Origin of the sequence: Rhodococcus sp. WAY2, from assembly GCF_009859915.1 — a bacterium.
Taxonomy (GTDB): Bacteria; Actinomycetota; Actinomycetes; order Mycobacteriales; family Mycobacteriaceae; genus Rhodococcus_F; species Rhodococcus_F oxybenzonivorans.
Genome location: NZ_CP046572.1, coordinates 354,397 through 375,943 on the forward strand (window position 1 = coordinate 354,397; position 21,547 = coordinate 375,943).

The window sequence follows — 21,547 nt, forward strand, 5'->3', positions numbered from 1 at the left end:
TTCGGTGGTGACCCTGACGGAACCCGCGCGCGACACGGCACCGGGAACCCTGACACTGGAGACACCCCGCTATCGCCGCACCCGGGAACGGCCCCGGTGGATCTCGATTCCCCTCCGATTCCTCGTCCCCGCGCTGCTCGTGGCCGGGTGGTGGATCGGGTCTTCCACCGGCATCCTCAGCCCCGAGATCCTCGCCGGACCGCCTGCGGTGTGGCAGGCCTTCGCGGAGCTGTACGAGTCGGGCCAGCTACTCGACTTCGGGATCGCGTCGCTGCAACGCGCTGCGCTGGGTGTGGGCTGCGGTGTCGTCATCGGGCTCGTGCTCGGAGTGCTGTCCGGACTCTCCGCGCTCGGTGAGGAGCTCATCGACTCCACGATGCAGATCAACCGGGCGGTGCCGTTCCTGGCGCTCGTTCCGCTGTTCATCGCGTGGTTCGGCATCGACGAGACGTTCAAGGTCGTCCTCATCACCGTGGCGACCCTTGCTCCGATGTACGCGTACACCTACCTCGGAGTGCGCGGCGTCGACCGCAAGATGGTCGAGGCCGCCCGCGGGTTCGGGCTCACCGGCTGGCGGCTGGTGTTCGGCGCAATTCTGCCGACCGCACTGCCAGGAGTGCTGATGGGGTTGCGTATCTGCCTGTCACTCAGCATCACCGGGCTCATCGCCGCCGAACAGGTGGGCACCCGCGAAGGCATCGGGTACCTCGTCACCCTCGCGCAGGAATACAACCGCACCGACTACATGGTTCTGTGCATCGTGTTGTATGCGGTTCTCGGTTTGATCTTCGACGCCGTCGTCCGGGTGATCGAGAAGTTCGCGATGCCGTGGCGGCAACTGTCGGTGACCCGATGAACACCACCGAGGCGCCGTTGCCCCCGCTCGCCCCCCGCGAACGCACCGCGACCACCGCAGCGGAACGACGAGCCGGGTCCCCCCTTGCCGTGTCGCTGAAGGGTGTGCGGAAGTCGTTCGGCGACAAGCACGTACTCGCCGGAATCGACCTCGAGATCACCCGCGGCGAGTTCGTGGTCCTGCTCGGCCCGAGCGGTACCGGCAAGACGACACTCCTGCGACTGCTCTCGGGGCTCGAGCCACCGGACAGCGGCGACGTTCTGGTACCGCGACAACGCACGGTGGTGTACCAGGAACCGCGACTGATCCCGTCCAAGCGTGTCCTGGCGAATGTGTCGGTCGGGCAACGTCGGTCACGCGTCACCCGCGAAAACGCCCAGCGTGCGCTGGCCGAGGTCAATCTCGGCGACAAACAGCGAGCCTGGCCCGCCACCCTGTCCGGCGGCGAAGCACAACGGGTCGCGCTCGCCCGTGCCCTGGTCCGCGAACCGGAACTGCTGCTGCTCGACGAACCCTTCGCCGCGCTCGACGCGCTGACCCGGTTACAGATGCAGGACCTCGTCGGCGACCTGGTGGCCCGGCACCGCCCGGCCGTTCTGCTCGTCACGCACGATGTCGACGAAGCGGTGCGCTTGGCCGACCGGGTGCTGATCCTCGACAACGGCGGCTTCGCGGTGGACGTCGACATCGATCTCCCGCGTCCGCGGGACAGAAACGATCCCGACTCGCTCCGCTACCGCGCGACCTTCCTCGCCCAACTGGGAGTGGGACGCCATTCCCCACCAGATAAGGACAACTCATGACTGTGACGACCGGACCTGCGCTCGACACCCTCTGGTACACCCGCTGCCCGGTACCCACGGCGAGCGGCCTCGCGAACAATCTCGGCTGGCTCGGTCGGACCGCGGACGCCGCCGGAGTCGAATTCGGTGTCCTGCAGGATGCTGGTCCCGAACTGGCCGTGCGACATTTCGATCACCGACTGCCGGGCCTCATCCGGGAAGGCGGCAACGTGCCGGCCCTCGCCGCACGCGCCGAAGGTTCACCGACCCGGCTGATCGGACTCACCTGGATCGACGAGGCGCAGGCGATTCTCGTGCGCCCGGAGTCCGGCGTCCGCGCGGCCGCCGAGCTGGCCGGGCTGCGGGTCGGCATCCCCGCCTGGGCCGCCGACCGGGCGCGGAGCTTCCCTCGTGCGATGGCACTGCACGGTGTCGCCTCCGCGCTGCGCCTCGGCGGGCTGTCCTTCGCGGACGTAAAGCTGGTGGAGGTCGCGACGACGGCGGCTCCGCAGGTGCGCACCGCCAATCCCGACCGCAACACCACCTGGGGCATCGAGTCGCTGCTGGCGGGTGATGTCGATGCCGTGTACGTCAAGGGCGCCCGCGCCCAGGACGTGGCTCGGCAGCACGGGCTGGTCGTCGCGGTCGACCTCGATTCCACTGCCTCGCTGCGGGATCGGGTGAACAACGGCACCCCACGCCCGGTCACCGTGCACGCCGACCTCCTCGAACACCGCCCCGACATCGTGATCGGCTTCCTCGCCGAGAGCCTGCGTGCCGCGGACTGGGCGGCGGCGAACGTGGAACAGGTACGTGCCGTCTTCCAGACCGAGACACAGTCCGGGCCGGAAGGCGTCGTCGCGGCGTACGGCGAGAACTTCCACGAAGGGCTCCACCTGAACCTGTCCGAGGAGCGGGTCGACCTTCTCGGCGTCCAGAAACAGTTCCTGTACGCCCACGGCTTCCTCGCCAGCGATTTCGACCTCGAATCCTGGGTGGCGCGCGAACCCCTCGAGCAGGCCAAGGCACAGCTCGCCGCGGAGAAGGAGCCCACGACGTGACGGACTTCTACTGGGAGTTACCGTCCCGCGGTGACGGGCGCCGGGTCGCATCCGAGTTGAACACTCGCGGCGGCTTCGGTGGCGATCGTCCGGCGACGGTCGCCACCGACCTGCGTCCGGGCAAGCTCGGCCCCTTCGACGAACTCGCCCAGGTGATCCACGCCGCGGAACTGTCGGGAGTCGACGGAGTGATCGCGCCCTACGACCCGTCGGGTGAAGAATCCTGGGTGGTGGCCGCGGCGGCACTGCGGCAGACCCGGCACGCGCGGGTCGCGGTCGAATTCCATCCCGCGTTCGGCACTCCGGTGTACGCGGCGAAGATGTCCGCGACCCTGCAGAGGCTTTCCGGTGGACGGCTCGAGTGGCGACTGAAGGTCGAGACCGACCCGGCCGACGCCCGCGCCCGCGGCGACCGGGTGACCGGTCCTGATCGTTACGCGCGTGCGGACGAGTTCCTGACCGTGGCTCGCGGCGTGTGGAACGACAGCGAGGTTCTTCCGGGCGGATTCGGTGGCACCGGATACGAGTTCGCCGGGAACCACTACGACGTGATCGACGGCGGTTTCCGCGGCATCCTCTCCGGGCTTCCCTTCCCCGTCGTGCACCTCACCGGGAATTCGGACGAGGCTGTGACGTTGTCTGCCAAACACGGTGACGTCCACCAATTCGTGCTGACCGACACCGGGTACGAGACGTCCGCGCGCACCCTGGCCGACCGTGCACTCGAGCAGGGCAGGTCGGTGCGAAAGCTCTTGCGGCTGCCGATCATCGCGCGTGAGACGACGGACGAGGCGTGGGCGCGCGTCGAACGGCTGTGGCGGGAGGCGCACCCGGACGGTGTGAGCGGCGACAGCCGCGCTCTCGCACGCGAGAACTCCCAGTGGTCGGGGTTCGACCGCCTCGGCTACGACCAGCCCATCGGCCTGATCGGCAGCTATGAGGACGTGGCCCGCGAGTTGTCGTCGTTCCGGCATATCGACGGCTTCGTCCTCACCGGCCGACCGCACATCGAGGAACTTCACCGGGCGGGCGAACACCTGCTCCATCTCGTCGACCCCGCCGGACGCACCCTCGCCGGTCAGGAGGCACACGCGTGAGTATCGACTTCTACTGGCGCATAGGTATGGAGGGCGACCACGCGTCACTGCGCACGCCGCGGCGCTACAACCGTGGCGACGCGGGCGGATACGGTCCCGGCAACATCGCGCCGGCGATCCGGAACGGTGAACTCGACGGCTACGGGTACATCGACCACATGGCCGCGGTGGCCAAGGCGTCCGAGTCGGCCGGCTTCCTGGGCGGTCTGCTGCCGTCCTTCCCGATGACGGAAGACCCCTGGGCAACCGCGTCCGCGCTGGCCGCCGAGACCACCACGTACCGATTCATGGTCGCCTTCCAGCCCGGGTTCCTGCACCCGGTACAGGCGGCCAGGATGTCGGCGAGCCTGCAGCGGGCCACCGGTGGGCGACTGGTCTACAACATCATCAGCGGCGGTGGCGGTGCCCCTCAGCTGTGGTGGGGAGACAAAGTCGATCACGACGACCGCTACGCCCGGACCTCCGAGTTCCTCGACGTCCTCCGAGGCGTGTGGGACGGAGAGCCATTCAACTTCGACGGCCGGTTCTTCCGCACCGCCGGTGCTGCCCTGGCTCCCGGTCTGGCCGGACAACCGTTCCCCGAGGTGTACTTCTCCGGCTCGTCCGCGGCGGCCGTCGCCGCCGCGGGCACGCACTCGGACTACTACCTGTCCTGGCTCGAGCCGTACGCAGACCTGCGGAAAAAATTCGACGGCGTACGAGAGCAGTCCGCGAAACTCGGGCGCACCCCCAAATTCGCGGTGCGGATCGACATCGTCGCCCGCCACACCGAAGAAGCGGCCTGGGCGGAGATCGAGAAGGGCTGGGCCTTCGTCGACAAGGATGCCGCAAACCGGGCGGCGCAGGGCGATTCCGTCGGGGCGGCCCGCATCAACGGCTGGGTACCCGAACACATCACCGGCTACCGGGACCTCGAAGTCCAGCCCAACGTCTGGTGTGGCTTCAGCCTGATCCGAGGCGGCCCCGCATTCGGACTGGTCGGCAGTTACGAGCAGGTCGCCGAACGTCTCGACGAACTGCGTGAGCTCGGCGTGGACGCCTTCATCCTGGCCGGCAATCCTCACCTCGAGGAGGCATACCGCGTCGGTGAAGAAGTTCTTCCCCTCCTGCAACGCCAACCACTTCCCACTTTCGGACAGGACACACCATGACTACAACCGAGAATCGCGTGAACTCCGACGTCACCACCTTCGTGGAGGCAGCGCAGCGCGACGCAGACAAGGCCTTCGCCGTATTCCGGAGCACCGGTACCGTGTCGGCCAACGGCACCGTCAATTTCGTCGAACGGGTCCCGGGCACCGAGATCGCCGTCGCGCTGAACGATCCCGGCCCGTGGGCGGATGATCCCCACGTGTCACCGGTCGTGGCGACCTTCGACGGGGACGTGCTGTCGGGTAACGGTTCCGCCGGATTCGTCACCGGTTACGCCGCCGTCTTCCGGCAGCATCCCGAGATCACCAGCGTCGTCCACATTCACACACCGTGGCTCGGCGGCTGGGCGCAAACCCATCGCACCTTGCCGATCCGGTATGCGGCGTCACAGCGGCTGACGCTCTCGCGGGAGATTCCGCCGCACATCGATCGTTCGCAGTCGGCGGGCGACTTCATCCTCGAACGTCTGCAGGACGACCCGGACCTCGTGGCCGTCTTCGAGGCCAACGGCGGTGTCAACGTGATCGGCCGCAGCGGCCTGCTCGAGCTCGCGAAATTCGTCGTTCTCCTCGAAGAGGGCGCACAATTCCAGGCCATCGCCGAATCTCTCGGTGGTTCCGTCGAATTCGACCCCTCGAACCTCGCCGTGCAGTGGGGACGCTCGGGGCTCGCCGACGAGGCCCGCCGCCGCGGCCTCCTCTGATGTCCTCACCTTCCTCAACCGAACAGAACAGGTAACGGCCATGACAGTCCGTGTCGGATACTTCCCGCACAACAACTCGCTCTTCGTGCTGCGGCACACCGGAATCCTCGAGCGTCGGCTACCCGACGTCGAATGGGTGGATCTGCGTGACCTTCCGTCGAAGCCGCCCGTCGATCCCACCAACGCCCTTCCGACCCTGCATTCCGACTGGCTGTTCGAGGACGGCGGATACGACGTCATCGGCACCGGCTTCACCCCGCCGATCACCGGCCTGGCGCACGACCGCGACCTCGTCTACATCGGCATCTCCGGGCCCCGCATCGAGAACGGCCGCCTCGTCGTGAAGACGGAGTCCGGCATCGACGCCGTCGAGGATCTTCGCGGAAAGCGCGTCGGCATCGCACACGGCTCATGGCAGACGACGCTGCTCCTGTTCGCGCTCGACCGGGCAGGGCTCACCTGGTCCGATATCGTTCCTGTCGACACCGACGTGCGCGGAGGCGGCGCCGAACTCGTCAGCGGAACCATCGATGCGTGGGTCGGCGCATACCCGGGGCTGGCGGAGATCGAAGCCGAGCACGCACTGCGCACGCTCGTCGAAACGGACGGACTCTTCAGCCACCCCTCGCTGTGGTTCACCCGCCGCGACTTCGCGGAGAACAACGCCGAACAGCTGCGGGCCGTCGTCGAGGCGCTGCAGGAGTCGGACGCCTGGATCGAGGCACACCCGCGCGAAGCGGCGCAGTTCTTCGTCGACGACGTCGAGCGGCGCGGCGGAACCGCCAGTCTCGATGCCTGGGAGGCGGCGCTGCGCGGCCGGCCCTTCGGCATCAACCCGGTGACCGACGAATTCCTGGACGAACAGCAACGCGCCGCCGACCTCCTGCTGGCCAACGGACTCCTCCCGCGGTCGATCCGGGTCCGCGACGCCGTGGTCCCGGAGATCGGCGAGTTGGTCACCGCCGATCGCGCCGCCGTGTAGCGGGGTTCCGGGCACGCAACTCGGCGAGTCGTGCCGATTCCCTTGTCTCCGCGAGCGGGGAGGGGGAGGGTGGTGTTCCAGGACACCGTCACCCTTGCGGAGGCCGGACATGGACACCACGATCACCGAGATCGCGCCCGACATCTACCGCATGTCGACGTACATCGACGACGCGAACCTGATCATGAACCAGTTCCTCGTCGACGGTGAGGAGCCGCTCCTCTTCCACACCGGACAGCGGTTCCTCTTCCCGTCGGCATCCGAGGCGGTCGCGCGGCTGATCCCACTCGACCGATTGCGATGGATCACGTTCGGCCACGTCGAGGCCGACGAGTGCGGCGCGATGAACTCGTGGCTCGGGGTGGCGCCGCACGCCGAGGTCGCGCACGGGGCGATGGGCTGCTTCGTGCAGGTGAACGACCTGGCCGACCGTATGCCGCGGCCCCTCGACGACGGCGACGTCCTCGAGACGGGGACGCGGCGGGTGCGCCACATCGACACCCCGCATGTCCCGCACGGTTGGGATGCGGGACTGATGTTCGAGGAGACGACGTCGACCCTGTTCTGCGGAGATCTGTTTACCGCGTTCGGTCATCATCCCGCCCTGACCGAAGAGGAGTTGCTCGGTCCGGCGCTGGAGGGTGAGGACAACGGGAGGGCGACGTGCCTGACACCGGCGCTCGAACCGACCATCCGCGCACTGGCGGATCTCGAACCCCGAACCCTGGCACCCATGCATGCACCGGCCTTCACCGGCGACTGCGTCCAGGCGCTGCACGACCTCGCCTCCGCCTACGAGCAACGGTTCGAAGCCGAACGCGAACGGTACGCCGGCCGGCACTGACCCCCGCGTCCCACGGGTGCGACCAGGGGATGGGTTGCGCGGCTCCCGTCTGGGCACTCTGCCTCGAGAGCGGCGCCGTACAACAGCGATGCGGCACCGGCCTTGCTCGAGCGACAGCGAAGGGGAACTTACGTGTCCGAGAAGAAGCCGCTGATCCCAGGAACACCCGGATCGGGAACACCGTCGGTCGACGAGCCGACCGAGCCCAAAGAGCCGCTTCCACCGAAGTCCGATCAGCGGTCGCCTGCATTGCGGACCGCGACGGGTGAGCCCGTCAAGGGTGCGGAGACGGCGAGGGGACAGAAGGGCGAGTACCTCACGACCGCGCAGGGGGCGCGTCTGTACGACACGGACCATTCGCTCAAAGCGGGGAAGCGGGGACCGACCCTCCTTCAGGATCACCATCTGCGGGAAAAGATCACCCACTTCGATCACGAACGGATTCCCGAGCGGGTGGTCCACGCCCGGGGCGCTGCTGCGCACGGTGTGTTCCGCGGCTACGGCGCCGCCGAGCCGATCAGTAAGGCCGCCTTCCTCGGCAAGGACGTCGAAACCCCCGTCTTCGTCCGGTTCTCGACTGTTCTCGGCTCGCGTGGTTCGGCAGACGCCGTCCGGGACACCCGCGGTTTCGCCACCAAGTTCTACACCAGCGAGGGCACCTTCGACCTGGTGGGAAACAACATTCCGGTCTTCTTCATCCAGGACGGGATCAAGTTCCCGGACATCATTCACGCCGGCAAACCACATCCCGACCGTGAGATTCCGCAGGCCCAGAGCGCCCACGACACCTTCTGGGACTTCGTGTCCCTCCACACCGAGGCGACGGCGCACACGCTGTGGAACATGTCCGACCGGGGCATCCCGCGGTCGTATCGGATGATGGAAGGCTTCGGCGTCAACACCTTCCGCATGATCAATGCGGACGGCGAGAGCGCTCTGGTGAAGTTCCACTGGAAGCCGAAGCTGGGCGTGCACTCGCTGGTCTGGGAGGAAGCGCAGATCATCAACGGCATGGACCCCGACTTCCATCGACGCGATCTGGCCGATGCGATCGAAGCCGGTGCCTACCCGCAGTGGGAACTGGGAATCCAGGCGTTCCCGGACACTCCCGACCAGATGTTCGACGGAATCGACCTCCTCGACCCCACCAAGATCGTGCCGGAAGAATTGGCTCCGGTGCAGCCGATCGGCGTCATGACGTTGACGGCGAACCCGACCAACTTCTTCGCCGAGACGGAGCAGGTGGCGTTCCATCCCGGCCACCTCGTTCCCGGCATCGACGTGACCGACGATCCGCTGCTGCAGGCCCGGTTGTTCTCGTATCTCGATACACAGATCAGCCGGCTCGGTGGCCCGAACTTCGGGCAGATACCGATCAACCGTCCCCACACCGAGGTGAACGACATGCTGCGCGACGGCATGCACCAGACCGGAGTACATCCCGGGGTCGCGCCGTACCGGCCCAATTCGCTCGACGGGGGATGCCCGTTCCTGGCCGGAGCGGACACCAGTGCCTTCGTCGAGGTGCCGGTGCCGATGCCGGAGTCGACTAAACTCCGGGGCGCCCCCGCGAGTTACGACGACCACTTCTCGCAGGCCCGGCTCTTCTACGCCAGCCTCACCGACATCGAACGCGCCCACGTCGCGCAGGCGTACACGTTCGAACTCGGGAAGTGCTACGAGCAGGCCATCAAGGAGCGGACACTCCGCGTTCTCGCCGAGATCGATACCGGCCTGTGTGCGGAGGTTGCTGCCGGGCTCGGACTCCCGGCCCCCGAGCCGACCGTCGCCCACGAGGCGCCGCCGATCGTCAGTCCCGCGCTGTCCCAGGTGGGCGCCGAGTGGCCGGTCGACGGCCGGATCATCGGCATCGTCGCGGACGAGACGTCGGACCTGGCCGAGGTGGCCGCCGCCGTGAAGACGATCGATGCGGGCGGGATGGTTCCGCTGGTCATCGGACCCCACGGCGGTGAACTCGGGTCGGGGAAGGAGGCGGTACCGGTGTCGCGCACGTTCCTGACGATGCGTTCGGTGGAATTCGACGCGATCCTCCTCGCCGCATCCCCGTCCGATCCCCGGCTTCTGGTGCTCGTCTCCGAGGCATTCCGCCACTGCAAGGCGATCGGCGGGTGGCCTGCCGGCCGCGATCTGCTCGTCAGCGCCGGCATCTCGGCCGATGCCCCCGGAATCGTCGTGGCGGACGAGACCGAGGGGCTGCTCGACGGCATGACGACGCTGATGCGGTCGCACCGGGTATGGGAGCGGACCGTCTGATCGACAGCAATACCAGGTGACCCGGCCCCACGGCCGGGTCACCGTTCGTTCGTAGGAACGAAATTCCTGCAACTGTGGCGCAAGATACATCTTAGTGCTAAATTATTGAGCACTAAGGAAATACCGAGTGCAGGAGTATCGATGACAACAGACGCAGACACCATCCCCATGATGGTCCGTCAGATGCGGGTCGAGTCCTCGGGCGTCGTCTCGCTCCGCCTCGAACGGCCCGACGGCGGGGCAGTCCACGAGTGGACCCCGGGTGCCCATCTGGATCTGCACCTGAGCGGCGGCACCGTGCGGCAGTACTCCCTCTGCGGCGATCCCGACGACAAGACCGGATACCGAGTCGCGGTCCTGCACGAGGCGCACGGTCGCGGCGGGTCCCGGCACATTCACGAGACGCTGCGTCCCGGCGACACCGTCCACGTGAGCCCACCGCGCAACAACTTCGAATTCCTTCCCTCTCCCCGCTACCTGTTCGTCGCCGGTGGAATCGGCATCACACCGCTGCTCGCGATGATCGGCGAAGCTACACGGATGGGCGCCGACTGGGAACTGCACTACGGCGGACGCTCCCGCGCGTCGATGGCGTTCCTCGACGAACTGTCCGCGCACGGCGAACGGGTGCAGGTCGTCACCGAAGACGTGGACGGCATCCTCGACCTGAACGCGCTCCTCGGCGAGGTTCGCGAGGACACCCTCGTCTACGCGTGCGGACCCGAAGGCCTGCTCGCCGCCATCGAGAACGTCGCCTCCGGGTGGCCCGAAGGGTCCATTCAGCTCGAACGTTTCAAAGCCAAGGAAATACCCGCCGACACGCTGGCCGGTGACCGACCGGTCCGGGTCGTCTGCGAGCGGTCGGGCATCTCCACCACCGTCGCCGCCGACAGGACCGTCCTCGACGCGCTCGAGGAAGCCGGTGTCGACGTCCCCAACTCGTGCCGGGAAGGCATCTGCGGTACCTGCGAAACCCGTGTCCTGTGCGGCACCCCCGATCACCGTGACTCGCTGCTCTCGAGCGCCGAGCAGGAGTCCGGGGCAACCATGATGATCTGCGTTTCCCGCGCCCGCTCCGACGAGCTCGTGCTGGACCTCTAGAAGGGAAGAACCATGAGTCTTTACCTGCAACCACGGCAGGCCGGCACCGCGGGCCCCACTCCGTACGAGCTCAAGCTTGCCGGTGCCATCGAAGAGGTCTTCGGTACCGGTGTGCACCACCTCGAGGGATTGGTGAAGGGGCTGAACGACCTCGGTATCTGCAGCCCGAGTGGGGAACCGTGGACCCCCGACACGTTCACGGACGAGATGCGACGGATGGCGGCCTGAACATGGTGAATCGACTGAACAAGACGGCACTGACCGGCGACGAAATCTTCGCCACCGGCATGCGGAACCAATGGCACGCGGTCTGTCCCTCGGACTTCGTCGCGCGCGGCGACATGAAGAAGGTGCGACGCCTCGGCGAGGACTGGCTTCTGTTTCGTCAGTCCGACGGAAGCCTCCGCATGCTCGCCGACAGGTGCCCGCACCGCGGAGCACCGCTGTCGCAGGGACAGCACCTCGGTGACCGGGTCGCCTGCAAATATCACGGGGTCCAGGTCGACGGCGGCGGAACCGTCGTGTCCGTGCCGGGAATGCCCGGGTGCAATCTCGAGGGCAAGCGGCTAGTCACCAGCCTCCCGGTGCGTGAGGTGGCCGGCGCCGTCCTGGCATGGTTCGGCACCGATCCGGACGCCGAACCGGGTCCCCTCGAACTCCCCGAACGCCTCGTGGACGACGGTATTTCCCGTTTCCTCTGCTACGCGGAATGGAAGGCGCCCTGGCGCTTCACCCTCGAGAACCTGCTCGATCCGATGCACGGCGCGTTCCTGCACCGCGAGTCGCATTCGATGTTCGGCGGGGAAACGTCCGCCAAGTTCCGGATCCGGGAAACCGATCGCGGGTTCTTCTTCGAGAAGACCGACCAGCGGGGCGTGAACTTCGACTGGGTCGAATTCTGCCGGACCGGAGTCGACTGGGTCGACCTGGAAATCCCGTACCCGCCCACCGCAGGCCCCGGCGGATCGTTCGGCATCGTCGGAATGGGAACGCCCATCGACGCCGAGACCACCGCCGTCTTCTTCTGGCGGTACCGCCGGGTGGAGGGCTGGGAGCGCGACGTCTGGCGCTTCCTCTACCGCACGAAACTCGAGGAGCGGCACTGGGCGGTTCTCGAACAGGACCGGGTCATGCTCGAGGCAATGGCCGCCGACGCCGACCAGGCCGAGAACCTCTACCAGCACGACCTCGGGGTCATTCGCCTGCGCCGTCTCTACCGGAGCCAGGCCGCAGCACAGGCGGAGGCGCTCGCCGGAGCGTAAGGTCGCGCGGGTTGACTTGAATGAACTGTCAACCAAGAATGTGTGACGGCCGACACGTCGGGAGCCGGCCGGTACGAGGAGGCGCGAGCGGTGCACGAAAACGACGGCGTTGCGGATCGGAGTGCGTTGATCGAGGCGGCGGGTCGTTGCTTCGCAGAGCTCGGATACGACAAGACCACGGAGGCGGTCATCGCGGAGAGCGCCGGCCGGTCGGTGACGGACTTCCGTCGGCACTTCCGGTCCACGAAGGACGCATTTCATGCGGTGGCCGCCGCCGTGTTCGAGAAGTTCCTCGAAGCGCAGCGCACCGCGGTACCGCCGGACGCCGACCCTCGTACCGTGCTGGGCGCGGCCACTGCCGCATTCATCGACACCGTCTACAGCGTCGGCCGGCTCTTCACCGTCATCGAAGCCCGTGCGGCCGTCGACCCCGTGGTCGGCGAGCAGCTGTCGCAGGCGCACACCCGGATCCTGGCCCGGTACACCCGCTTCATCGAGGGGCTGGACGAGGCCGGGATCGCACGGCCCTGCGCCGAGGCCGCCCAGCTCGCCCGCAAACTGTCGGATGCGCAGTGGCGGGGAGCCGCCCACCTGATCGGGGCCTCCCCGGACGAGCAACGTCGGTTCATCGTCGAGATGACGGCCGCAGCCGAACGCTTCATCGGATTCGACTGCGACACCGAACTCGTCGAGAGGCCGGCCTGCTGAACCAGGTCCCCAGGTGAGGGACGTCTGGTTGTCTCCCTAGGTGAGGGGCGTCTGGTTGTCGACGATCGAATGTTCGAGTTTGCGGAGCAGTTCCGCGAGGGACGCCTGATCCGTCGCGGACATCCCACTGAGAATTCGCGCCTCGTTCGCGAAGTGTGCCTCCGCCACCTTCTCGATCACCCGAAGGCCCTCGTCGGTGAGGTGTGCGTACACGATCCGGCGGTCTTCCGCGTCCCGCTCACGCTCGACGAGACCCGCCTTCTCCAGCCGGTCGACCCGGAGGGTCACGCCACCCGTGGTCACGAGAGCGGACTCCGCCAACTGCCCGGACGTCATCCGGTAGGGCGGACCCGAACGCCGCAGCGCGGCGAGCACATCGAACGACGCCATGTTGATGCCGTGCTCTTCGAACACGACAGCCAGCGAGGCCTGGTAACGCAGGTACGAACGGTGCAAGCGGCCCAGAACTTTCAGTGGACTCACATCCAGTTCAGGCCACTGGTGTGCCCACTGATCGACGATGTCGTCGACGGCGTCACGGTCGGGAACCGGGCGTTGCGTCACCGGGGCGCCTCCTGAACTTTGTGGTCCTGAACTGTTGAGTCCCAAGGTATCGGATTGCCGGGAGGAGGGGACGCGCCGCGGGTCCCCGTCCGGTGTGTCGAGGACGGGGACCCGCGGTCGTCTGGTCGGGGGAGTCGCTCAGCGGCCACCGACTGCGGCGACGGCGTCGATCTCGGCAATCGCGCCGTACGGGAGGCTGCTCACCTCGAGGAAGGTGCGGGCCGGGCGCGGTTCGTCGAAGATGCGCTCGAACTGCCGGTTGGCCTCTTCACGCAGGGTCAGGTCGGTGACGTAGTAGGTCAGCTTCACGACGTCCTGAAGCTGTCCACCCACGGTGGCGAGGCGATCGACCATCCGGTCCACGGCGGCGTCGAGAGCTTCGGTGCGCCCGGGTACGGCAACGCCCTCGGCGTCGACGGACAGGGCACCCGAAACGAAGGCCAAACCTCCCGCGACCACGGCCGGGCTGTAGGGGTGATGGGCGGAGACTTCAGTCATGGACATGGGGACTCGCTTTCGAAGTAGGCGTCGACTCAGTATATCTTAGCGCTAAACTAATTGGCAGGTCCGGCGAATGAATACCCCGCCCGCGGGTACTCGACCCGCATGCCACGAGCCACGAAACAGTCGGCAGCGCCGTTCGTGCCCGACACCGTCGACCTCGACGCGTTGTCGGACGCCGCCGGAGGATGCCGCGGCTGCGATCTCTACCGCGACGCCGAGCAAACCGTCTTCGGCGCCGGCAAGCGCTCCGCCCGGATGATGCTCATCGGCGAACAACCGGGTGATCAGGAGGACCGCGCGGGGCAACCGTTCGTCGGGCCCGCGGGCAAGCTGCTGAACAAGGCCCTCGAAGCGGCGGGCATCGACCGGGATCTCACCTACGTCACCAACGCGGTCAAGCACTTCAAGTACGTACCCGCCGAACGCGGTCAGCGCCGCATCCACAAGAAACCGAACCGCACCGAAATCGTGGCGTGCAGGCCGTGGCTCGTCGCCGAGCTGCACGCGGTAGTGCCCGATGTCCTGGTGTGCCTCGGCGCGACCGCCGCCCAAGCGTTGCTCGGACCGTCGTTTCGGCTCACCGAGCATCGCGGGGAGCGGCTGCATCTCGACGGTGAAGTGGACGTTTCCGGCGATCCCGACGTCTTCGTGACCATCCACCCGTCCGCCGTCCTGCGCGGACCGGATCGGGACGAGGCGTTCTCCGGACTCGTCGAGGACTTGAAGAAGGCAGCCCTTGCCCTGTAAGGCCCTGCCGTGAGTACTTATTAACAACCCGTTGTCGATAAGTACTCACAGGGGTAGGCGAGGGACCGCCCCGCGAGACAACATGGGGTTATGACGAATCCGAAGCAGACCATGAAGGCCGTCTCCTATTCCTCCTACGGTGGTCCCGACGTACTCGAAGTGGTTGACGTTCCCATTCCGGAACCCACGGGGAATCAGGTGCGCCTCGCTGTCCGCGCCGCCGGGGTGAACCCGATCGACTGGAAGGTGCGGTCGGGTTCGATGGCCGAGGTGATGTCGGTGCAGTTCCCGAAAGTTCCAGGCAGTGAGGTGGCCGGCGTCGTCGATGCCGTCGGTCCGTCTGCGACCGGGGCTGTGGTCGGGGACGAAATGTTCGGCTGGTCCGACACCGGCGGTTACGCCGACTACGTGCTCGCCAGCGTCATCGTCCCCAAACCGCGCGAATTGAGCTGGACGGACGCCGTCACGATTCCCGTGGCCGGGGAAGCCGCCGATCGCGGACTGCGACTGCTCGACCTGCGTGAGGGCGAGACACTTCTGGTGAACGGGGCGTCGGGAACAGTCGGAACCCTGGCCGTGCAATTGGCCCGGCAACGAGGAGTCACGGTGATCGGCACCGCCAGCGAACGCCACCATGACGCACTCCGCGCACTGGACGTCGTCCCGACGACGTACGGTGACGGCTTGGCCCAGCGGGTTCGTGAACTCGCACCGCAGGGTGTCGACGCCGTCCTCGATGCCGGAGTCGGGGGGCTGCCGGCCGCTATCGAGCTGCGCGGCGGTACCGAGCGGATCGTGACGTTGTCCGACGGGGCGGCCTTCGAGCTCGGTATCACCTTCTCCTCCGGCACCTCTGACGACTGGAGCGCCGAAATCCTGCGACGCCTCGGTAGTGCGGCCGCGGCCGGCGCACTGGCACTGCCACCCGCTCGCACCTTTGCCCTCGCCGGTGCTGCGGACGCCCACCGTGAGGGTGAGAAGGGCGGCAGCCGGGGGAAGCTCGTTCTGACCCCTGTGAGTACTTATTAACAACGGGTTGTTAATAAGTACTCACAGGGGGGTCAGGCAGTGGTGGCGAGGGCGGCGGCGAGACCGAAGGCCACCGCCATCGCAACCACCTCGACTGCGGCGCGCCGCAAGGAGTCGTCTGCGCTCATCCGGTGCGCGGAGGCTCGGCCGACCCAGGTTCGGCGCCACCACCACCCCAGTGCGAGCAGTGCCGCGAGCACCACGGCCTTAGCGACCACGATGCGGCCGTAGCCGGTGTCGGTCAGGGCCGACACCCCGCCCAGTCGGACAGCAGCGTCCACGACACCGGTCAGGGTGAGCAGACACACGCACCACACCGCGACGTCCGAGTACCGGGGCAGCCACCTCGACCAGTCCCCCCGTGAGCGCATCGTCATCGCCAAGGCGGCCAGCAGACCGAACCAGGTGGCGGCTGCCAGGGCGTGAACGGCGTCGAGCACCGAACCGAGGACCTGCTGCGACATGTGCCCGGTGACCGGGCGCGCGACGATGGCGAAGGCCGTCACGACAGCGACCGCAACGGGAAGACGAGCCCCGGGATGCCGGAACGCGAACAGCGACCATGCGGTGACTGCGGCCGTGCACGCGAAGACGGCGAGGTCGATACGTCCGGCACTGATGTCGGTGACGTAGGAACCGAACCGGCCGACCGTCAATCCGGACAGCGGGAGGGCGTCGGCTTCCGCCGCCGTCATGGCGAACACGACCGCCTCGGCGGCCATCCACGATCCGGCCACGGCCGTCAGCAGTCGCCAGAGGTTGGGGTCCTGCACGAGGGGTCGGCTGTCCGTCCGGTCCCACCACCCGAGTGCGGCCAGTCCCAGGACCACCGACCCGAGGATCAGGCACAGAGCCCGCACAGCGCTCGACGGGCTGGGGTCTTCCGGTCGAGCCAGCGCCCACCCACCGGCAACACCCACGAGCGAGGTGGGCACGGCGAACAGCAGCCACCACTGTCGCGCCGTGACCACCGTTCTCAGTTCCGCTCGCGCGGTGTGCGGAGCGCGAACCACAGCCCGGCACCGAACACGAGCACACCCGCACCGACGAACGGCCACAACGGGATGCCTCCGGAGCCCGAATCACCTGAGCTGTCGGCGGCGGCGCCCGGTGTGCCCGACCCCGCCTGGGTGAGCGTGAACGTTCGGGTTCCGCTCACCGGATGTCCGTCGGCGGAGGTGATGCGGAAGGCGATGGTGTAGTCACCGGCCTGGCCAAGTTCACCGAGCTCCGCGCTCACGGTGGCCCCTTCGACCGAGGGGTCGCCTTTGGTCCACAGGTTGCCGTCCGGGCCCACCACGGTGAGCGAAGCGAACGACTCCTGCAGCGCCTCGTTGAACGTGACACTCACCCGTTCGGGCGCTGCCGCGATCTGTGCACCGTTCTCCGGGTTGGAACTGAGCACCACCGAGTGGGCCGCGGCGGAGCCGACACCGAGCATGCTCGCCAGCATCGCCAGCAGTCCGACGGCGATCACCTTCACCGAGGTGAGCGTTGCGCGCGCCGTCATGAGCGACGACTTCGAACCAGTGCGCCGAGACCGAGGGCCGCACCCAGCGCGCCAAGGACGAGTCCGACGCCACCCAACCAACGGGCGGTGTCGTCGGTTCCCGCGGCCGCCACCTCGTGGTCATCGGCCGACGAGGACACGGCGTCGTGGCTGCCGTCTTCCCCGCTGGAGGCCGCGAGGGTGAGTGTGGGTGCCGGCTTGTCCGGTTCGGCACCGTCCGGGCCGGCGGGCTGATCCCAGTTGACGACGTTGCCGTCGCTGTAGGTCTGTGCTGCCGGGAACGACACCTCGTCCTGTTCGGGCAGAGGTCCGGCCGACAGCACGAATTGCTGGAACTGGCCGGGCGCCACTCCGACACCGGGATCGGCCGTCCACGTCACCGAGGTCGCGAGCTTGGACCCCGGGTCCTTGGCGACGACGGCCGTCCAGCCCGGCAGCGGTTCGGTGCGAGCGGATTTGAGGCCCGGAAGTGTCACGGTGAGCGCGGTGGTGGAAGCCGTTTCGGATTCGGTGGGCACCCGGAACGTCAGGACGGAGTAGCCGCCCTGTTCGGCGCCCGGAGCCGCGACCGTCACGTGTGCGACGGCAACACCGGCCGTGAGCAACATGGCACCACCGGCGGCGCCGGCGGTGAAAAGGGCACGCGAAACTAGGGAGTTCATCGAAAGAAGGTCCTTACTGGTCTGAAGGCGAAGTGAGATGAAGGTTCAGACCAGAACAGGGGGACCGCGACGGGAGATGCTCGCTCGGAGCAGTGCGTCGACGGGATTTCTGCGGGGGACGGGGTGAGGGAGGGCAACGGCGACCGCGACGGGTCGAGGCTCCCCGCGTAACACCACCCGCCATACGTGGACCAGCGAACGGTAGAGCCGTTCGGCGCTGGCAATGAGCAACGCGCAGACGACGGTGGCGGCTGCGTGCGCCAGCAGCATCGGTGCAGCGGGGAGAACTGCGTGCAGGTGTGCTGTGGCTGCGAGTGTGAGGTGGCCGGCGACCTGTCCGAAACCGAGCGCGCCGAGAAGGGCCGAGTTGCTGTGGAAACGCGGCGGCAGGTTCGCGGTGATCGCGCCCACGCCGCTACAGGCGAGGAGCAGCAACGTCAGTGCTGCCGATGCGGGAAATCCGCCCCCACCCGCGCCGTGCGCCGCGACCGCGAGACCGGCCGAAAGCGCACCGACGGCCGCGCCTCTGAGGGTGGCGGTCGCGTCGGAGCGGGCGGGGGACATGAAAGTGCGTCGAAGTCGGTCAGCGCACGCCGAGGCGGGCGAGGAGATCCGCTTCGACACCGTCGAGTTCGGACGAGATGGCCTGGTGAGCGGCCTTCCGGCGAGCCTGGGGCATCTGCTCTGCCGCGCGGACGGCGGTATTCAGATCACCGAGGCGCTCGCGGATTGCGCCGGCGAACTTCTGCGTCTCGGCGTCGTCAGGCTTCTGACCGAGAATCTCGGTGGTGGAGCTTTCGGCACCGGCGATGCGGGCGCTGAGCTTGGCGCCGTGACCTGTGAAGTTGGCGAGCTGGTCGATGCCGACGCCCATCCGATCGGCGCGCCTGGCGTCGATCTGGCCGCGCACGACGGTTGCGGCGCGGTAGACGATGGGAAGCAGCACGGGCGTGAGGAGCCGCGCGACACCGAGATACTTGCGAACGGAGGCCACGGTGAAGCCCTTCTGGGCGGCCGCCTTCTCCTGAGCTTTGAGGGTAGCGATTTGAGCCTTCTCGATTTTCTTCTGTGATTTCAGTTCGGCAGCTTCGAGCTTGCGCGCGGACTTGAACGCGGCCTTGTCCCGCCTGCGTTCGTTGCGTGCCTTCAGCTTCGCTTCCACTCCCGCCTTGTGCTTGAGTGCCTTCGCTTCTGCCTTACGGGTGGCTCGGGACTTACGTTTCTTCAACAACCCCATCGAAAAGACCCCTTTTCCTGGTGTTTCAGCGCAGCCCACGCTACCAACTGCATCCGGTGCTTCGGGATCAGCCTAGGGGAGCACATAATCTTCGTCATCGTGTGTTCCCATATCGGTCAGCAAACAGAACCCGGCGCCTCTCCCGGACAGGTGCCCGGGCCGGTGATCGATGCCAGCGCACTGACGCGGTGCCGTCACCGTGTGCATCTCGACGCCGCCTTCCCCGCCGCCCTGGCCGCTGCGCCGGAGGACATCGGTGTCCGACAGCGACAGGATGCGGCTGCCGCCCGTCGCGAAGACATTCGTCGGCTTCTCGTCGAGCACGATCCCGAGCGGTGGGTAGTGATCGACGCCGAACACAGCATGCGCACTCGTGCCGAAGACACGGTGGCCGCGTGCAGGGCAGGCGCGGACCGGATCTGGGGCGCCGTGCTGCCGCTCGAACGGGACACCGGCCGCAAAGCCCGTTGCGAGATTCTCATCCGGGACACGGACCGCGGCGGGTACATCCCCGTGATCGTCGTCAACCACAAGGTCACCGATCCCGGTCGGGGCGCGACGACGTCCGGCATGTTCGAGTGGGAGCCACGCGAGGATCCGAGCAGGAAGCCCCGCAGCCAGGTCCGCGACCAGATGCGTGTGGCACAGGTGTACCGGATGCTCGAGCGGCACGGTTTGGCCAGTCCGGCCCTCCTGGCCGGGGCGATCGGATACGGCTCCGACGTGATCTTCGTGCACGATCTCAGCACCATCCTCGCCGACTACGACGAGCGTTTCGCCGACCGATTGTCCGTGGCGCGGGGGGAATCGGCGACGGTGCCGTCCCGGATCGGCGAATGCCGATCGTGCCCCTGGTGGCCCGGTTGCGAAGAACAGTTGACGCTGACGCACGACGTGAGCCTGGTGGCCACCGGGTCGCGGGCCGACATGCTGCGCGAGGCCGGTTGTCACACCATCGACGACCTTGCCGCCTGGGACCGCGAACCTCTCGAGGACTGGCCGCACGGTGCATTCGAGGACGCTGTGGTGACGGCAAAAGCCTGGCTGGCGGGTGCGCCACTGGTTCGGCGCTTTCCGCAGATCCGGGTGACCCGCGCCGACATCGAGATCGACGTCGACATGGAGAGCTACCAGGAACACGGTGCCTACCTGTGGGGAACGCTGCTCAATATGGACGGGGTGTCGGTATATCGACCGTTCGTCAGCTGGGACCCCGTACCGACACAGGACGAGGCGCGGTCGTTCGCCGAGTTCTGGACGTGGCTGATGGCCGAACGGGAGGCCGCAGCCCTGAGCGGCAAGACGTTCGCCGCCTACTGCTATTCACGTGCGGCCGAGGACAAGTGGTTGCTCGATTCGGCCCGCCGATTCGCCGGAGTCCCGGGAATCCCCACCGAGGCCGAGATCCGCGAGTTCATCGACAGCCCGCAATGGGTCGACATCTATCAAGCGGTCAGCGATCAATTCATCTGCCCGGGCGGCAAAGGACTGAAGAAGATCGCTCCCGTCGCAGGTTTCAGGTGGCGTGACGCCGACGCCGGCGGTGAGGCGTCGATGAGTTGGTACCGCGAAGCCGTCGGCTACGACGGTGAACCCGACCTCACCCAGCGCGAGCGACTCCTGCAATACAACGAAGACGATGTGATCGCCACGAAAGTGCTGCGGGAGTGGATGTCGGATCGGGCCGAGAAGGAGATCCCGCTCGCGTCGGACCTCTAGGCTGCAAGACGAGTCCGACTGGGTAGGGGTGGTCAGGTGGAAGTGCCGAAGACATCTACGACGCTGCGGTTCGCTCTGTTGCTCACCGCCGCCGGCGGCTTCCTCGACGCCTACACCTACATCAGCCGCGGCGGAGTTTTCGCGAACGCCCAGACCGGCAACGTCATCCTCATGGCCATCGACCTGTCGGAGCGGCACTTCCACGCCGCACGGGCACACCTGTGGCCGATCCTCGCGTTCATCGTGGGTGTCGCATTCGCACACCTGCTCAAAGGCGAACTAGCCCACAGCGTCTTCGATCATCCCATCCGGATCGCCATGGTCGCGCAGATCGTTGTTCTCGTCGCGGTCGCCTTCGTTCCCGCGAATGTCCCCAACGCGGCGGTGACCGTACCCATCTCTTTCGTGGCGGCCATGCAGTTCGGTCTGTTCCGCACCATCGGCTCGCTGTCGTACATCGCTGTCGCCACCACGGGCAACCTCATGCGCTTCACCGAGTCGGCGTACGCCGGATACATCGAGAAGGTCCCCGAATCGCGCCAGCACACGCGGGTGTACGCCGCCATCGTCGGCAGCTTCGCCGGTGGAGCCGTCCTCGGGGCGTTCGCCACCCGCTACTTCGGCGGAGCCGCCGCCTGGATCCCCGCTGCCCTCCTGTGCGGAGCACTCGTGCTGTTCTACATCGACGACCGGCGACGCCGCCGACTGTGAGCGAGTGACGCGCAGAGTGCCGCAGTCGCTCCTGACACTGCT

24 protein-coding genes are annotated in these 21,547 nt (G+C 67.2%); 17 read left to right on the top strand and 7 right to left on the bottom strand.

Annotated elements, in window-relative coordinates:
* Positions 1–4 precede the first annotated feature (4 nt).
* The 13 genes from GFS60_RS01645 to GFS60_RS01705 all read left to right on the top strand — a co-directional run bounded on the left by GFS60_RS01645 (position 5) and on the right by GFS60_RS01705 (position 12,822).
* Positions 5–856 carry an ABC transporter permease gene (locus GFS60_RS01645; RefSeq protein WP_159926777.1) on the top strand — a complete coding sequence of 284 codons (852 nt, stop codon included), beginning with the start codon at positions 5–7 and terminating at the stop codon, positions 854–856.
* Entirely contained in the window at positions 853–1,659 is an 807-nt protein-coding gene (locus tag GFS60_RS01650; RefSeq protein ID WP_109334792.1) for an ABC transporter ATP-binding protein, read from the top strand. Before GFS60_RS01645 ends, GFS60_RS01650 begins: the two co-directional genes overlap by 4 nt.
* Complete coding sequence (locus tag GFS60_RS01655; RefSeq protein WP_159918713.1) at positions 1,656–2,699, top strand: ABC transporter substrate-binding protein; 1,044 nt, start codon at positions 1,656–1,658, stop codon at positions 2,697–2,699. The genes GFS60_RS01650 and GFS60_RS01655 overlap by 4 nt, the downstream gene beginning before the upstream one ends.
* The gene (locus tag GFS60_RS01660; RefSeq protein ID WP_159918714.1) at positions 2,696–3,796 is read left to right on the top strand and encodes an LLM class flavin-dependent oxidoreductase; all 1,101 of its coding nucleotides are present in this window, start codon (positions 2,696–2,698) and stop codon (positions 3,794–3,796) included. The genes GFS60_RS01655 and GFS60_RS01660 overlap by 4 nt, the downstream gene beginning before the upstream one ends.
* Positions 3,793–4,947, top strand: coding sequence for an LLM class flavin-dependent oxidoreductase (locus GFS60_RS01665; protein ID WP_159918715.1), 1,155 nt, complete (start codon positions 3,793–3,795; stop codon positions 4,945–4,947). The genes GFS60_RS01660 and GFS60_RS01665 overlap by 4 nt, the downstream gene beginning before the upstream one ends.
* Positions 4,944–5,651 carry a class II aldolase/adducin family protein gene (locus GFS60_RS01670; RefSeq protein ID WP_159918716.1) on the top strand — a complete coding sequence of 236 codons (708 nt, stop codon included), beginning with the start codon at positions 4,944–4,946 and terminating at the stop codon, positions 5,649–5,651. The genes GFS60_RS01665 and GFS60_RS01670 overlap by 4 nt, the downstream gene beginning before the upstream one ends.
* 40 nt (positions 5,652–5,691) lie before the next feature.
* The gene (locus GFS60_RS01675; protein WP_159918717.1) at positions 5,692–6,633 is read left to right on the top strand and encodes an ABC transporter substrate-binding protein; all 942 of its coding nucleotides are present in this window, start codon (positions 5,692–5,694) and stop codon (positions 6,631–6,633) included.
* A gap of 109 nt (positions 6,634–6,742) precedes the next feature.
* Positions 6,743–7,477 carry an MBL fold metallo-hydrolase gene (locus GFS60_RS01680; RefSeq protein WP_159918718.1) on the top strand — a complete coding sequence of 245 codons (735 nt, stop codon included), beginning with the start codon at positions 6,743–6,745 and terminating at the stop codon, positions 7,475–7,477.
* 132 nt (positions 7,478–7,609) lie between these two features.
* Complete coding sequence (locus GFS60_RS01685) at positions 7,610–9,751, top strand: catalase (RefSeq protein ID WP_159918719.1); 2,142 nt, start codon at positions 7,610–7,612, stop codon at positions 9,749–9,751.
* Positions 9,752–9,892: 141 nt separating this feature from the next.
* Positions 9,893–10,852 carry a PDR/VanB family oxidoreductase gene (locus GFS60_RS01690; protein ID WP_201453494.1) on the top strand — a complete coding sequence of 320 codons (960 nt, stop codon included), beginning with the start codon at positions 9,893–9,895 and terminating at the stop codon, positions 10,850–10,852.
* 12 nt (positions 10,853–10,864) lie between these two features.
* Positions 10,865–11,080, top strand: a complete 216-nt coding sequence (locus tag GFS60_RS01695; RefSeq protein WP_159918720.1) for a recombinase-like helix-turn-helix domain-containing protein — start codon at positions 10,865–10,867, stop codon at positions 11,078–11,080.
* Positions 11,081–11,082: 2 nt separating this feature from the next.
* Positions 11,083–12,114, top strand: coding sequence for an aromatic ring-hydroxylating oxygenase subunit alpha (locus GFS60_RS01700; protein WP_159918721.1), 1,032 nt, complete (start codon positions 11,083–11,085; stop codon positions 12,112–12,114).
* Between the two features lie 42 nt (positions 12,115–12,156).
* On the top strand, positions 12,157–12,822 hold the full coding sequence (locus GFS60_RS01705; RefSeq protein ID WP_236603345.1) for a TetR/AcrR family transcriptional regulator: 666 nt from the start codon (positions 12,157–12,159) through the stop codon (positions 12,820–12,822).
* Between the two features lie 36 nt (positions 12,823–12,858).
* Here the strand turns inward: GFS60_RS01705 and GFS60_RS01710 are convergent, their stop codons facing one another.
* Both GFS60_RS01710 and GFS60_RS01715 read right to left on the bottom strand, forming a co-directional pair.
* Positions 12,859–13,386 carry a MarR family winged helix-turn-helix transcriptional regulator gene (locus GFS60_RS01710; protein ID WP_159918722.1) on the bottom strand — a complete coding sequence of 176 codons (528 nt, stop codon included), beginning with the start codon at positions 13,384–13,386 and terminating at the stop codon, positions 12,859–12,861.
* Between the two features lie 138 nt (positions 13,387–13,524).
* Entirely contained in the window at positions 13,525–13,890 is a 366-nt protein-coding gene (locus GFS60_RS01715; protein ID WP_109325915.1) for a RidA family protein, read from the bottom strand.
* Positions 13,891–13,992: 102 nt separating this feature from the next.
* On the opposite strand from GFS60_RS01715, the gene GFS60_RS01720 reads away from it, so the two are divergent.
* Together GFS60_RS01720 and GFS60_RS01725 are read left to right on the top strand one after the other, a co-directional pair.
* The gene (locus tag GFS60_RS01720; RefSeq protein ID WP_159918723.1) at positions 13,993–14,637 is read left to right on the top strand and encodes a UdgX family uracil-DNA binding protein; all 645 of its coding nucleotides are present in this window, start codon (positions 13,993–13,995) and stop codon (positions 14,635–14,637) included.
* A 111-nt stretch (positions 14,638–14,748) separates the two neighbouring features.
* Complete coding sequence (locus GFS60_RS01725; RefSeq protein WP_374432773.1) at positions 14,749–15,666, top strand: NADP-dependent oxidoreductase; 918 nt, start codon at positions 14,749–14,751, stop codon at positions 15,664–15,666.
* 32 nt (positions 15,667–15,698) lie between these two features.
* Here GFS60_RS01725 and GFS60_RS01730 read toward each other — a convergent pair whose 3' ends face one another.
* From GFS60_RS01730 to GFS60_RS01750, 5 genes are read right to left on the bottom strand one after another with little or no spacing between them, the layout of a single operon-like run.
* Positions 15,699–16,637 (bottom strand): CopD family protein, encoded by a 939-nt coding sequence (locus GFS60_RS01730; protein ID WP_159918725.1) that lies wholly within the window; start codon positions 16,635–16,637, stop codon positions 15,699–15,701.
* 5 nt (positions 16,638–16,642) lie between these two features.
* A complete protein-coding gene (locus tag GFS60_RS01735; protein ID WP_159918726.1) occupies positions 16,643–17,176 on the bottom strand; it encodes a copper resistance CopC family protein in 534 nt (177 codons plus the stop codon).
* Positions 17,173–17,838 carry a YcnI family copper-binding membrane protein gene (locus GFS60_RS01740; RefSeq protein ID WP_159918727.1) on the bottom strand — a complete coding sequence of 222 codons (666 nt, stop codon included), beginning with the start codon at positions 17,836–17,838 and terminating at the stop codon, positions 17,173–17,175. The genes GFS60_RS01735 and GFS60_RS01740 overlap by 4 nt, the downstream gene beginning before the upstream one ends.
* A 45-nt stretch (positions 17,839–17,883) precedes the next feature.
* Entirely contained in the window at positions 17,884–18,402 is a 519-nt protein-coding gene (locus tag GFS60_RS01745) for a hypothetical protein (protein WP_159918728.1), read from the bottom strand.
* Positions 18,403–18,421: 19 nt separating this feature from the next.
* Positions 18,422–19,075 (bottom strand): DUF6474 family protein, encoded by a 654-nt coding sequence (locus GFS60_RS01750; RefSeq protein ID WP_159918729.1) that lies wholly within the window; start codon positions 19,073–19,075, stop codon positions 18,422–18,424.
* Between the two features lie 162 nt (positions 19,076–19,237).
* Here GFS60_RS01750 and GFS60_RS01755 point away from each other — a divergent pair, with 162 nt between their 5' ends.
* Together GFS60_RS01755 and GFS60_RS01760 are read left to right on the top strand one after the other, a co-directional pair.
* Positions 19,238–20,794, top strand: a complete 1,557-nt coding sequence (locus GFS60_RS01755; protein ID WP_159918730.1) for a TM0106 family RecB-like putative nuclease — start codon at positions 19,238–19,240, stop codon at positions 20,792–20,794.
* Positions 20,795–20,830: 36 nt separating this feature from the next.
* Positions 20,831–21,505 carry a YoaK family protein gene (locus tag GFS60_RS01760; RefSeq protein ID WP_159918731.1) on the top strand — a complete coding sequence of 225 codons (675 nt, stop codon included), beginning with the start codon at positions 20,831–20,833 and terminating at the stop codon, positions 21,503–21,505.
* Positions 21,506–21,547 lie beyond the last annotated feature (42 nt).

Excerpts from the sequence above, each read along its gene's own strand:
- GFS60_RS01650 (WP_109334792.1), top strand. The coding sequence starts at position 853 with ATGAACACCACCGAGGCGCCGTTGCCCCCGCTCGCCCCCCGCGAACGC.
- GFS60_RS01655 (WP_159918713.1), top strand. The coding sequence starts at position 1,656 with ATGACTGTGACGACCGGACCTGCGCTCGACACCCTCTGGTACACCCGC.
- GFS60_RS01670 (WP_159918716.1), top strand. The coding sequence starts at position 4,944 with ATGACTACAACCGAGAATCGCGTGAACTCCGACGTCACCACCTTCGTG.
- GFS60_RS01675 (WP_159918717.1), top strand. The coding sequence starts at position 5,692 with ATGACAGTCCGTGTCGGATACTTCCCGCACAACAACTCGCTCTTCGTG.
- GFS60_RS01680 (WP_159918718.1), top strand. The coding sequence starts at position 6,743 with ATGGACACCACGATCACCGAGATCGCGCCCGACATCTACCGCATGTCG.
- GFS60_RS01690 (WP_201453494.1), top strand. The coding sequence starts at position 9,893 with ATGACAACAGACGCAGACACCATCCCCATGATGGTCCGTCAGATGCGG.
- GFS60_RS01695 (WP_159918720.1), top strand. The coding sequence starts at position 10,865 with ATGAGTCTTTACCTGCAACCACGGCAGGCCGGCACCGCGGGCCCCACT.
- GFS60_RS01700 (WP_159918721.1), top strand. The coding sequence starts at position 11,083 with ATGGTGAATCGACTGAACAAGACGGCACTGACCGGCGACGAAATCTTC.
- GFS60_RS01715 (WP_109325915.1), bottom strand. The coding sequence starts at position 13,890 with ATGTCCATGACTGAAGTCTCCGCCCATCACCCCTACAGCCCGGCCGTG.
- GFS60_RS01720 (WP_159918723.1), top strand. The coding sequence starts at position 13,993 with ATGCCACGAGCCACGAAACAGTCGGCAGCGCCGTTCGTGCCCGACACC.
- GFS60_RS01725 (WP_374432773.1), top strand. The coding sequence starts at position 14,749 with ATGAAGGCCGTCTCCTATTCCTCCTACGGTGGTCCCGACGTACTCGAA.
- GFS60_RS01735 (WP_159918726.1), bottom strand. The coding sequence starts at position 17,176 with ATGACGGCGCGCGCAACGCTCACCTCGGTGAAGGTGATCGCCGTCGGA.
- GFS60_RS01740 (WP_159918727.1), bottom strand. The coding sequence starts at position 17,838 with ATGAACTCCCTAGTTTCGCGTGCCCTTTTCACCGCCGGCGCCGCCGGT.
- GFS60_RS01745 (WP_159918728.1), bottom strand. The coding sequence starts at position 18,402 with ATGTCCCCCGCCCGCTCCGACGCGACCGCCACCCTCAGAGGCGCGGCC.
- GFS60_RS01750 (WP_159918729.1), bottom strand. The coding sequence starts at position 19,075 with ATGGGGTTGTTGAAGAAACGTAAGTCCCGAGCCACCCGTAAGGCAGAA.